Genomic DNA, 12,018 nt, shown 5'->3' on the forward strand with positions numbered 1-12,018 from the left:
AGCGGTGTTGGCCTTGTTGCATGGCTCGAGAAATCTGCTGGGTGTCATCCCGTGGACAAAACATGGGATGACAGGGAGGGAATCGCTCCACGCGGGCAATGCCTGCTCGCAATGACTATTTAGTATCCATATTCTCCTAACACCTTAATAACATCATCATACATATAATATTCAGAAGCATTAGTTTTGAGCAATAATTCTATAGCCGGGATACAATGATTACTCTTCACCATAACCAGCGGTGTTAGACCTGATTTATCACGATAATTAATATACGCAGTGTGTTCAATTAAAAACTGTATTAATTCTTCACCGCAATTAGCTTTTATAGCATGATGCAGAGCTATACGTCCTAATTGGTCTTTGTACTGGGCATCAACACCTTTACTATATAAATAAAGTTTCTACTAACTCTAAATCACCGGCATATATTGCTTTTTGTAAAAGCTTTTGTCCTAAAGCTTTATCAAATTCGAATGTCAATGATAAATATATTTATGTCATTCCTGCGAAAGCAGAAATCCAGCATAAAGCGAGCTTTAAATTTCAAAAATTTGCTGTATCTATAATTTTTTCTTGGATTCCTGCTTTCGCAGGAATGACATAAGAGCCATGCAACAACGCCTACGGCTGCGTAGCACATGACGAAAAAATACCCTACCTCTCAGGCAATAATATCTCTCTTTTACCTGTATGATTCGGTGGTGAGACTATTCCCTCTTTCTCCATCTTCTCAACTAAGTTGGCAGCTTTGTTATAGCCAATTCTAAGCGACCTTTGGATATAGCTAATGGAAGATTTGCGTTCGTCACGCACTATCTGCACAGCTTTTTTGTAAAGCACGTCATCAGAGGTGCCGTCACCGATATCAATGCTACTATCGTCTTCTTCAGGTTGCTCGATAACGGCAGAGATATATTCAGGCGTACCTCTCTCTTTCAAATATTCCGTAATTTGCTCAATTTCGGCTTCATTAACAAACGGTCCGTGTACCCTACTTATCTTGGAAGTACTCCCCATAAATAACATATCACCCATACCGAGTAACTGCTCGGAGCCTTGCTCTCCTAAAATCGTTCGGCTATCGATTTTAGAGGTAACTTTAAAACTAATACGACTTGGAAAATTGGCTTTAATGACACCAGTAATAACGTCTACAGAAGGTCTTTGCGTTGCCATAATAATATGGATGCCTGCCGCTCTTGCCATCTGAGCAAGCCTTTGAATCAGCATTTCAATATCCTTACCGGCAACTAACATTAAATCAGCCATCTCATCAACAATAACCACTATGTAAGGCAGTTTTTCCATGTTCATTGTAACGGTTTCGTAAATAGGCTTACCTGTTTCAGGGTCAAAACCAGTTTGAATCGAACGCTCAATTACCCTATTCTCTTTAACCGCTTCTAAGATTTTTGCATTATAACCTGCGATATTCTTAACACCGATATTGCTCATCATTCTATAACGGTTTTCCATTTCCTTAACTGCCCATTTAAGAGCAACTACCGCTTTAGAAGGCTCGGTTACCACAGGAGTTAGCAAATGCGGTATTCCATCATAAGCCGATAATTCAAGCATTTTCGGATCAATCATGATAAAGCGACATTCTTCGGGAGTATAGCGGTATAAGAGCGACACAATCATCACATTAATACCGACGGATTTACCCGAGCCGGTGGTTCCTGCTACTAATAAATGAGGCATTTTAGCAAGATCGGCAATCAGCGGCTTACCTGCTAAATCTTTACCCAAGACTAACGGCAATAAAGTTGATTTGTCTTGGTATTCTGGGGTCTCTATAAGTTCTTTTAAGCAAAAGAATTCACGCTGCTTATTAGGAAGCTCAATACCAAGTACATTTTTGCCGGGTATGACTGCTATCCTTGTTGATAAAGCAGATAGTGAGCGTGCTATATCGTCAGATAATCCTACTACCCTTGATGTTTTCGTACCTGCTGCCGGCTCAAATTCATATTGAGTTACCACCGGTCCTTGATTGATATTAATTATCTGCCCTTTAACTCCAAAATCATTCAGCACGGTTAATAACTCTTCAGCCTTTTGTTTAAGCTCTGAGGACGAAGCTCCTTTTACATGATGTTTTTCAGGATCACGTAATAACGAAATAGGCGGCAATTCTGCTATTTCGCTTTGAGATATTTTAGGGCTAACAGGTTTGCTAAAGAATTTTATAGGATTTGCAGGTACGGATCTCGCTTCTTCAGGAAATTTTACTTTTTCACTTACAGGCTTTTGGTAAGAAGAAGTTATATTTATCTTATCATTGTTTTTAGTAAGGAATAATCTTATCGACGACAATCGTGAAAATACATTATGTAAAAAAGATTGTATCCGATAGATTAAAAATTTCCCTATCTTAATAATAAAATTACTTAAAGAAGTAAATTTAATTTCAAATAAAACAACTAATATAATAAAGGTAAAAAATATTAATAATAAGTATAGTTGATTTGTAAATCGCTCAAAAAAATTAGAAGCTATTATTCCGATAGCTCCACCTGCATTTGCCGGTATGAATTCTAGCTTAATCTTAGATAATAATGTGCTACTGCTAACGAGAGCAAGCAACATTACAAACATACGGATAAATGAGCCGCGATATCTTCCATACCAACAATTTCTCCCCCAAACAAAGCAAGCAAGCGGTATGATAAAAGCAGCCAACCCAAAAAATTGATATAAACAATCCGATAAATAAGAGCCAAAAATTCCTACTAAATTACTATGGTACTCTGTTGTGACCGAGTTAAACGACGGATCGTCTATATTATATGACGTGAGAACAGTAACAATCCCAAGCCCGATTATCCCTAAGATAACCGCTTGTACCTTATTGTTTGAAAGAATTTTATTTATGTAATATAGCATAGTTTTAAATATTAAGCTAAATTATGAGTTTTATATCTTTTTCTATAATACTCTATAGGCTTTTCAATAAAGAAATATTATTACTGTTATAAAAGTAACCAACGTATTAAGACATGTCCCATTATCAGCCCAATATGAAATAACAGGTAATATATTATACAAGACAATTAAATGACAACAATATATTGGGTAGAGAGTAAAGCAATTAATTTGTCTAACTTATTATCTTTGGTTAAGTCAAATATTTTTCCTAAAGATAGAGCAAATAAACAATAAAAAAGTAATTTTTTTAGTTGAGGCTCTATTGGGATAAACGGAAAAGTAATAATTATTAATATAATATATAAATAGAGTAATTGACTAAGCCAAGACTTTTTTTCGTTTATTTCTTGATTAGTATAAATATAAAATGCTTGACTACCAATTAAGAAAACTGCAAGTTCAGAAGGAAAGAATCTATAAGACCAAGAATCTCCTATAAATCCATTAAACTGAAGAATAATTCTAGTAATTAAAGATATACAAATTATGGATAAAATATAGATATTTTTCTTTTTTAGAATCCAAGGTGCCATTAAATAAAAAGAAATTTCTAGCCCAATTGACCAACCAGGAGGTATCAACACAAATTGATAAAGAGGAGGCGTGGAGTCAATAAAGTATTTTGTAAAATGTACTGTATTATTATTAATTCCAATAAACATTGTTACATCTTGCAACAACATTGTTAGGTTTGCAAAAATTAAAAAAACCAGCCGGAAATGAAAGATTACACAATTGCTTAAAAAAGAAAATTTTTGCTGCAAGAAGAAAGTAACTAAAATACAAAAGATATAAGTAGGATAAAGCCTTAAATATCTACGTTTCCAAAATTTTATTTTGCTTGTATAATTGCTCTGAATCATAGCCATATAAAAGCGGGAAATCATGAAAAAAGATTGTACTGCAATTGTTGTACCTATAAATTTAAGCAATGGATAAGAAGTTGAATGTGCAGCCACAACAGAAAGAGCAAATAATAACCTCACTACACCCATTATATTAAATAATAATTATATTAGCAATTATATAATATCCAAAACCTACATCAAGTAACATAGCAGCACTTCTCACAATAATAGGATAAGTTATTTACATTAAAAGAGCCATTTTGTATTATGAAAATATATTTTTTTGAGGGAAAGGTAACCAAAATTCATGACCATAAAAATCCACACGGGCAAAGATTTCATAAAGATGCGGGCAGCAGGAAAATTAGCTGCAGAGACGCTCGATTTTATTACTGATCACGTAAAACCGAATGTCACTACTAATAGTTTAAATGGCCTTTGTCATAATTTTATTACTTCTCATAATGCCATTCCTGCACCGTTAAATTACAAAGGCTTTCCGAAATCGATTTGTACTTCTATAAATCATGTGGTTTGTCACGGCATTCCAAACGATAAACCGTTAAAAAACGGTGATATAGTAAATATTGATGTTACGGTAATTTTAGACGGTTGGTACGGTGATACTAGCCGTATGTATTATGTCGGTGACGTAGCAATTAAGCCCAAGCGTCTTATTCAAGTAACTTATGATGCAATGATGAAAGGGATTGAAGTAGTTAGACCCGGTGCTAAACTCGGTGATATCGGACATGCTATTCAAAGCTATGCCGAGAAACATAATTATTCTGTGGTTAGGGATTATACGGGTCACGGTATCGGAAGAGTTTTTCATGACGAACCGTCAATATTAAATTACGGTCGCAGCGGCACGGGTCTAACGTTAGAAGAAGGGATGTTTTTCACCGTTGAACCTATGATAAATGCCGGTAATTATGACACTATATTAAGTAAACTAGATGGATGGACAGTTACTACACGTGATAAATCATTATCGGCTCAATTTGAGCATACTATAGGCGTGACTAAAGACGGTTTTGAAATATTTACGTTATCACCTAAAAAACTTGATTATCCTCCATACTAAACTGTAGGGTAAAAATTGATTTTGTTGTATGGCTATCTATGTCATGCCTGCGGGACATTGTTGCGTGGATCAAAAAACGCACTCAGTGTCATCCCGTGGCTTGACCACGGGATCCAAAAAGCATTTAAAAAGACTAGATCCCGCAATCAAGTTAGCTAGGATGACATTAAAGATTACTGGATTCCCGCTTTTAGCTAGGAATGACATCAGCAACATTTTACTTTATTTATAATTTGAATAAACATAAAGAATGTTAGAAAATAATTTGTTAGAATTTAGTAATGATGAAATAATAGATACGCCTCATTATATAGGTCACCGTAAAAGAGTAAAAGAACGCTTCGTTGCCGCTGAAGCAGAACATTTTTCTGATTACGAATTACTTGAAGTAATGTTATTTTCGGCTATCCCTCGTAAAGACATCAAACCTCTTGCTAAAAAATTACTTGATCATTTTGATATTACGGATTTAATTAACCTTGATAAGGAAAGGCTACTTAGTATTAAAGGCACCAATGAAAATTTATATATCAATTTTGCTCTACGTGAGCTGATACATTAGAGTATTGAAACAAAAAATAATAAATAAAAATATTAATGCTTCTTGGAGTTCTTGGATTGATTATTTAAAAGTTAATATGGGCAATATGCGACTCGAGCAATTTCGTATATTATTTTTGAATAAGAAAAATATTTTAATTGCTGATGAGGTTTTAAGTCAAGGAACTATAGACCAAGCTACGGTATATCCACGTGAGATAATTAAACGAGCTTTATTTAACGAAGCAAGCAGCCTTATACTTGTGCATCATCATCCAAGCGGTAGCCCTGAACCTTCAAAAACCAACATTCATATGACAAATAAGATAGTAGAGACATGCCAAACCGTAAATATTATAGTTTTAAATCTAATATGTTCCTATGAATATAAATAGCTACAGCACATTATTTATTTTTTCTTTTATATCCACCGCTATATTAACATATATATTAACTAAATATCTTCCTACTATCGGTTTAGTTGATATACCAAGTAACCGTCGTTCTCATGATAAGATAACACCGCGCGGCGGCGGTCTTGCTATTGTAGTTGTTGTAATGATTGCTTTGAGCGGGTTTGAATATATAACGAGCAATAACTTTGTTAATTCAATAAAAATATTACCGTTATTATTGGCAATTGCTTCGATTTCCTTTTTAGATGACTTAAAAGCCGTACCTATTCTAATTCGTTTAATAGTCCACTTAATTTGTGCAGCTTTTGCTATTTTTCTTTTTTCGCAGCTAAACTCTGTACATATACTAATATATTCTATTTTAGTTATAGCTTTAAGCGGTTTTATTAATATATATAATTTTATGGACGGTATAGACGGTATGAGTTGTGTGGAATCTATCCATCTATCTAGCACTATGCTTATATTATGTTTTTTACAATTTCCGACTATTAATAATCCATATTTTATAGCTAGTGTAAATGTTATTATTCTTGGTTGTTCTTGTGGTTTTTTAATATTTAATTGGCACCCGGCAAAAATATTTTTAGGCGACGTGGGAAGTATTAGTCTTGGATTCTTAACGGGTCTTTGTTTGCTCCTGCTGGCTCTTACAAGCACTAATTTATTTATAGCTTGTGCTATTGCTAGCTTATATTACATCACTGATGCAGTGCTAACCATATTAATTCGGCTACTCAATAAAGAAAAAATTTGGCAGCCTCATTTAAAACATTTTTTTCAAAAAGCAGTACAAAAAGGCAAATCTCATAAACAAGTAGTATCGATTATAGCAGTTTGTAATATATTTTTAATGATCATATCGGTTACATCTTTACATTTTCCCGTAATATCTATAATGCTTGCTTTAGCCGTCATAACTTTAACAGTGCAGAGTTTATTAAAATGAAGCTAATTAAAGAGGATATCGATAAAATAGTTAGGCGTATATTTGCTAAACAACATCCATTGCTGCCTGAAATCATGATTAACTGGAATAAAATAGTCGGATTTAACTTCAGCACTAAAGCATTACCTTTAAAAATCACCACCTATACTTATAAAAAACAAAAGATTAATACGCTGTTTATACAAGCTGAAGATAATGCTACTGCAGCAAAATTACCTTATTATCAAGATATTATTCTAGAACGTATTAAAATTTATTTAGGCTTTGCAGCAATACATCAAATAAACGTAACGTTTTATAAAGGCAAAAAGAGTCTTTAAGAGTTTGTTGGCATGAATATCAATGCCATCTCTACTATAACTCTGCAAGCTTGTAGGTGTTGTTGCCTGGCTCAGTTTATGTCATTCCCGCAGAAGCGGGAATCTAGTAAAACATCAAAAAACAAGTTTTTTTAGTTTACCAAATATGTATATCAATATTGAAGTTATTTTTCTGGATTCCCGCTTCTGCGGGAATAACATCGTACGGGCTAACCATACAACAACTCTGCAGCCGTAGGATCTAGGAAAAATAATCAAAATACTGTAAATCAGAATTTTTTACTGGATTGCTTCGTCAATTACTTCGTAATTTTCCTCGCAATGACAAAAAAGCTGAATCATGCGATAATACCTTGCAGTCGCTTAGCTCATGACGTCTCAGTATCCACGTAGGCAATACCAAGACATACAAACAAAAAAAGGAGCCCTTAATAAAGACTCCTTTTTCGTGTTAATAGCTTGTAAAAAGATTTCAGACTAATTACATATCAAATCTTAATCCTGCAATTAAGTTATGACCTTTATAACGGGTTCCACCAAATTTAACTTTATCCCCGTCAATAGTTTTGGTGGTATTTTTTGTTTTACCATAATCTCTCCAGCTATAAACTAGTTCAGCTTTTACACCTTGTGCAACTTCAAATGAAGTTCCTAAAGATAATTGATAAACAAAGTTAGTTTTGTTTTTAGTAGTACCGTTGAAAGTGTCAGTTACACCACCTTTAATATCTTTAGAGTTAATTTTTTCCTTTACAAAAGCAGCACCAACACCTGCACCTGCAAATACTTTAAACATGCTTAAATCGACGAAATCAACATAACCGTTAAGTAATACACTTACAATAGTAGGTTTATTTTTTACTGAGAAAGAATTACCGTCTGGATAAGTTTTTGATTTCTTTAAATTACTACTTGCTACCGTTCCAATTGTTAAATCGGTTCTTAGATTATCCATGATATAGTAACCCGCACCGATCTCACCTGTAAATCCTGTATTAGACTTTTTTATATTATTTAACTTAAAATCTGCTCCTTTAGGTTTTGTTTTGTTAAAAATCACACCACCGGCATTAAGTTTTAAATACCATTGATTTTCCACAGATGATGACATCGATGAATTAGTAGATGAAGCTACAGAAGAATTCATATCGCAATCAGCAAATGAAAGACCAGAAGTTAAAAGTGCGGTGCTTGCAGCTGCTATTAAAAGTAATTTTTTCATATTGTTAAATTTTTCCTTTAAATTTTATTAGTTGTTAGTAAAAACGATATTAGATAATAATTTTACAATTGTTACCTAAATTCGATAAAAAATAGCTTTAAGTGACATTTCTGAGTTGTCATCTAATATCACTCCGTGGCTTAACCACCGCCGGAATCCAGTCTTTTTTTTTATTTCTAGATACCGTGGTTAAGCCACGGTATGATATTAGGTTATTACCTAAAACTATTAATATATTCTAATTATATATCAAATCTTATACCGGCTGTTAAGTTATGGCTTTGATAATGCATACCACCGGTTGGTACACTTGTTCCTTGGTAAATTACATTCTTACTTTTTGTTCTACCATCATCTATCCAGCTATAAGCTAGTTCTACTTTAACACCGTCGACAATTTGTGCAGAAGTACCTAAAGTTAGCTTGTAAGAAATATTAGTTCTGTTTTTAGTGTTAGATGAAAGACCGGTTATCCCATTATATGTAATTTTTTCTTTAACTAATGCAGGACCAACACCGGCACCAGCAAAAACATCGAACATATCAAAATTAGTTAAATCTACATAACCGTTAATAAGTAAACGTGTAATAGTAGGTTTATGGCTTGCTGAAACATTAGTACGGGTAAAAGGTGCATTAGTCGCAGCTCCGGATTTCTTTAACTTACCACCGATTATAGTACCTAAAGTTAAATCGGCTCTAAAGTTTTCGGAAATATAATAACCGATACCTAAAGCAACTGGAACAGTTGTATTAGATTTTAATTTAACACCGGTTGCCTTATCTTTTTCTTCATTAAACATTGCTGCACCGGTATCTATTCTTAAATACCACTCATGATCCATGCCCTCAGCAAATGATACGCTAGAAGATAAAATTGTTGCACTTGTAGCAGCTATTAAAAGTAACTTTTTCATGATTAGCACCTCAAATTAAATAATTAAACATTATCTTAATGGCATATATAACATATTATATTTTTTAGTTCTATATTTAATCGGCAATTAGATTCACATAATAAAACTTTTATTAAGTTTTGTGATAAAATAAACACATGTAGTTAATTCATGTATAAGATTTTGAATGAATAGGATTAACTATTCATTCAAAAATCTTATAATTTTCGCTTAAAAATATCTCAAAATAACAAATCAATTAGAAATCTTCACAGAACCTATGTATTTATTAAACTTATCTTTCTCATCTTTAAATTTATCGGCATCAGGCAAAGCAGTTTTTTTTTTGGTAATATTTTTCCATCCTTTATTTTCTATAAAATCTTTTGCACGTTCTACCCATTCTATTAACCCCGGTGATTCAGGTTTAATAGCACCTATAGGACAATCAGGAACACAAACGCCGCAATCTATACATTCATCGGGATTAATGACTAACATAAAATCATCTTCCCTTTCACCTTCATAAAAACAATCTACAGGACATACTTCAACACAATCGGTATATTTACATTTTACGCATTCATCGGTTACAACATAAGTCATTTTATTATCTGTTTTTGATTTTGTCGATTAATATAGCAGTTCTTAAAAGTAATACTAATAGAAAATATAATATAAAACTAATAAACATGATAATTAAAGGCTTTAGCATTGAAGAGTGAATAGTTGGACTCCCTAGCCTTAAAACACTAGCAGGCTGATGCAGACTATACCAAATATTTACCGAGAATTTTACTATCGGTATGTTAATCAGTCCGATAAGAGCAATAATAGAAGAAGGATTTTGTGCCTTTCTTATATTATCCGCACTATTCACCATAATAATATAGCTTAAATATAATAAAAATAATATGAGCATGGAGGTAAGTCTTGCATCCCAAACCCACCATGTCCCCCATATAGGTTTTCCCCATAAAGAACCTGTTACTAAACTAATCAAAGTAAAAGTAGCCCCAACGTAACTAGAAGCTACGGCTAGCAAATAGCTAATAGTAGTTTTCCATACTAAACAGCTAAAGCTGCATACTGCCATGAAAACATAAACACCAAGAGCCATCCAAGAGGCAGGGACATGAACATACATAATGCGTACAAAATCACCTTGCTGATAATCTACCGGCGAAACTATGAGGGCTAAATAAAGACCTATAATCATCATTACGCAAGTAGATATAGCTAATATAGGTATTATAACCTTTGATAATTTATTAAAATAATAGGGGGTTAATAGTTTTAGCATGTTTTCTTACTTCTTTATTTCATTCTGTGGCTAGAAATAACAGTTCTTATCCTCTTAAAAAACTCTTTCATTAATAGCCCCGAATCTTCGGCAAGAATTCCGCTATATATTTCCGGTCTATGAAAACAAGCACTACTGTTAAAATATCGCAAATTACTTTCGATTGCTCCGTGCTTGGAATCAGAAGCCCCATAAAATAAACGTTTTAACCTGCTATGAGCTATAGCTGCCGCACACATAGCACAAGGTTCTAAAGTAACGTAAATATCATAATCATTTAAATTTTTAGAAGATATAAGATTACATGCTTCATTAATAGCAATAATTTCAGCATGATAAAGAGCGTTATTTTTTTCTTCCGTATTGTTATGGGTACTAGCAATAATTTTCTGATTTAACCTATCTACAACTACCGCTCCGACCGGGACTTCATTTTTATCAAAAGCAATCTTTGCTTGTTTTAAAGCTTGCTCCATGAAAAAATTATTAAAATTAGCTTCTTTATCTAACAATATATTCACGGTACTTTACGTGTTCTTCGATTCCAAAAGGATCTTGGTGGATAATTATTTCAGCCTCCGGAAATTCCTGCAATATTTCAAAAGCAATCTCATCGCTAATTTTATGAGCATTATAAAGCGACATATTGCCGTCCATTTCCAGATGGCACTGGATAAAAGCTTTTTGACCGGCATATCTAGTTTTCATTTCGTGCATACCTTTTGCCCCTAAATGGTTATTCACTATCGAGATAATTTTTTGTCTGTCTTGTTCGGGTAATTCATGATCTACTAAATTTTTAAATGCCTTTTTAAATAAAGAATAAGAAGAGTGAAATATATATAACGAAATAACTACACCAAATAATGGGTCAACAAACCAAAAATAATCACTTAAATTTATAGAGATAATTACTATAACATTAGTTAGTAAGTCCGTGAAATAATGAAGCTTATCGGCTTTTACTATTTCCGATCCTGTTTTTTTAATTACATAAGTTTGGTAAAACACTAAAATAATTGTTAAGAATATACATACATACATTACAGTAGTACCGTCGCTAATATTCTCCGGTTTTGTTTTTTCAAATAAAGATTTAACCGAAGAAAAGCCTACAAAAAAAGCTGAAGCAAAGAAAAATATCGATTGAGAAAAAATTGTTAAATCCTGCAGTTTTTCATACCCGAATCGATGATGATGATCTGGCGGTTGCAGGGCAAATCTTAAAGCTATTAGATTAATAAAGGAGGAAGTTATATCAAGCATTGAATCAATTAAAGCAGCAAGGATTGATTGTGAATCGGTAACAACCCAAGCATATAATTTTATACTTAAAATAATTAATGCCGTAGTAACCGATAAATAAGATGCCGATTTTATTAACCGATTACGGCTATTAGTATCCATGACAAATCTTTCCAATTTATTTATTTGTAGTTTAACAAAGAAAATATAAAATTCAATTATAATGAGGTTCTGTGAACAAAATTTAGTTTTAGCTTT

The 12,018-nt window shown here is 33.1% G+C and carries 14 protein-coding genes; 5 read left to right on the top strand and 9 right to left on the bottom strand.

From position 1 onward, the window contains the following. Window positions 1-119 precede the first annotated feature (119 nt). The 3 genes from BTU51_RS09570 to BTU51_RS10085 all read right to left on the bottom strand — a co-directional run bounded on the left by BTU51_RS09570 (window position 120) and on the right by BTU51_RS10085 (window position 3,929). Window positions 120-347: an ankyrin repeat domain-containing protein gene (locus tag BTU51_RS09570; RefSeq protein ID WP_080508235.1), complete on the bottom strand. Its 228-nt coding sequence runs from the start codon at window positions 345-347 to the stop codon at window positions 120-122. A gap of 310 nt (window positions 348-657) precedes the next feature. Continuing rightward, window positions 658-2,892 carry a DNA translocase FtsK gene (locus tag BTU51_RS07150; RefSeq protein ID WP_012151383.1) on the bottom strand — a complete coding sequence of 745 codons (2,235 nt, stop codon included), beginning with the start codon at window positions 2,890-2,892 and terminating at the stop codon, window positions 658-660. Between the two features lie 167 nt (window positions 2,893-3,059). Then, the gene (locus BTU51_RS10085; protein WP_012262616.1) at window positions 3,060-3,929 is read right to left on the bottom strand and encodes an acyltransferase family protein; all 870 of its coding nucleotides are present in this window, start codon (window positions 3,927-3,929) and stop codon (window positions 3,060-3,062) included. Window positions 3,930-4,089: 160 nt separating this feature from the next. Between BTU51_RS10085 and map the strand changes: the two genes are divergently transcribed. From map to BTU51_RS07185, 5 genes are all read left to right on the top strand, one after another. After that, a complete protein-coding gene (map, locus tag BTU51_RS07160) occupies window positions 4,090-4,869 on the top strand; it encodes a type I methionyl aminopeptidase (RefSeq protein WP_012151385.1) in 780 nt (259 codons plus the stop codon). Window positions 4,870-5,119: 250 nt separating this feature from the next. Then, a complete protein-coding gene (locus BTU51_RS07170) occupies window positions 5,120-5,431 on the top strand; it encodes a UPF0758 domain-containing protein (RefSeq protein ID WP_012151386.1) in 312 nt (103 codons plus the stop codon). A 4-nt stretch (window positions 5,432-5,435) separates the two neighbouring features. Next, on the top strand, window positions 5,436-5,804 hold the full coding sequence (locus BTU51_RS07175) for a JAB domain-containing protein (RefSeq protein ID WP_012151387.1): 369 nt from the start codon (window positions 5,436-5,438) through the stop codon (window positions 5,802-5,804). Beyond that, window positions 5,791-6,774 carry an MraY family glycosyltransferase gene (locus BTU51_RS07180; RefSeq protein WP_012151388.1) on the top strand — a complete coding sequence of 328 codons (984 nt, stop codon included), beginning with the start codon at window positions 5,791-5,793 and terminating at the stop codon, window positions 6,772-6,774. Before BTU51_RS07175 ends, BTU51_RS07180 begins: the two co-directional genes overlap by 14 nt. After that, entirely contained in the window at window positions 6,771-7,094 is a 324-nt protein-coding gene (locus BTU51_RS07185) for a DUF721 domain-containing protein (RefSeq protein ID WP_012151389.1), read from the top strand. The genes BTU51_RS07180 and BTU51_RS07185 overlap by 4 nt, the downstream gene beginning before the upstream one ends. Window positions 7,095-7,575: 481 nt before the next feature. Here BTU51_RS07185 and BTU51_RS07190 read toward each other — a convergent pair whose 3' ends face one another. The 6 genes from BTU51_RS07190 to BTU51_RS07220 form a co-directional block, all read right to left on the bottom strand. Further along, a complete protein-coding gene (locus tag BTU51_RS07190; protein WP_012151390.1) occupies window positions 7,576-8,316 on the bottom strand; it encodes an outer membrane beta-barrel protein in 741 nt (246 codons plus the stop codon). 242 nt (window positions 8,317-8,558) lie between these two features. Then, window positions 8,559-9,233 (bottom strand): outer membrane beta-barrel protein, encoded by a 675-nt coding sequence (locus tag BTU51_RS07200; RefSeq protein WP_012151391.1) that lies wholly within the window; start codon window positions 9,231-9,233, stop codon window positions 8,559-8,561. 234 nt (window positions 9,234-9,467) lie between these two features. Further along, the gene (locus BTU51_RS07205; protein ID WP_012151392.1) at window positions 9,468-9,818 is read right to left on the bottom strand and encodes a ferredoxin family protein; all 351 of its coding nucleotides are present in this window, start codon (window positions 9,816-9,818) and stop codon (window positions 9,468-9,470) included. Window positions 9,819-9,822: 4 nt separating this feature from the next. Next, entirely contained in the window at window positions 9,823-10,515 is a 693-nt protein-coding gene (locus BTU51_RS07210; protein WP_012151393.1) for a heme ABC transporter permease, read from the bottom strand. A gap of 14 nt (window positions 10,516-10,529) precedes the next feature. Beyond that, window positions 10,530-11,036, bottom strand: coding sequence for a nucleoside deaminase (locus BTU51_RS07215; RefSeq protein ID WP_012151394.1), 507 nt, complete (start codon window positions 11,034-11,036; stop codon window positions 10,530-10,532). Continuing rightward, window positions 11,017-11,922, bottom strand: coding sequence for a cation diffusion facilitator family transporter (locus BTU51_RS07220; protein WP_012151395.1), 906 nt, complete (start codon window positions 11,920-11,922; stop codon window positions 11,017-11,019). The genes BTU51_RS07215 and BTU51_RS07220 overlap by 20 nt, the downstream gene beginning before the upstream one ends. Window positions 11,923-12,018: the final 96 nt, after the last annotated feature.

The organism is Rickettsia rickettsii, from assembly GCF_001951015.1.
GTDB classification, from domain to species: Bacteria; Pseudomonadota; Alphaproteobacteria; order Rickettsiales; family Rickettsiaceae; genus Rickettsia; species Rickettsia rickettsii.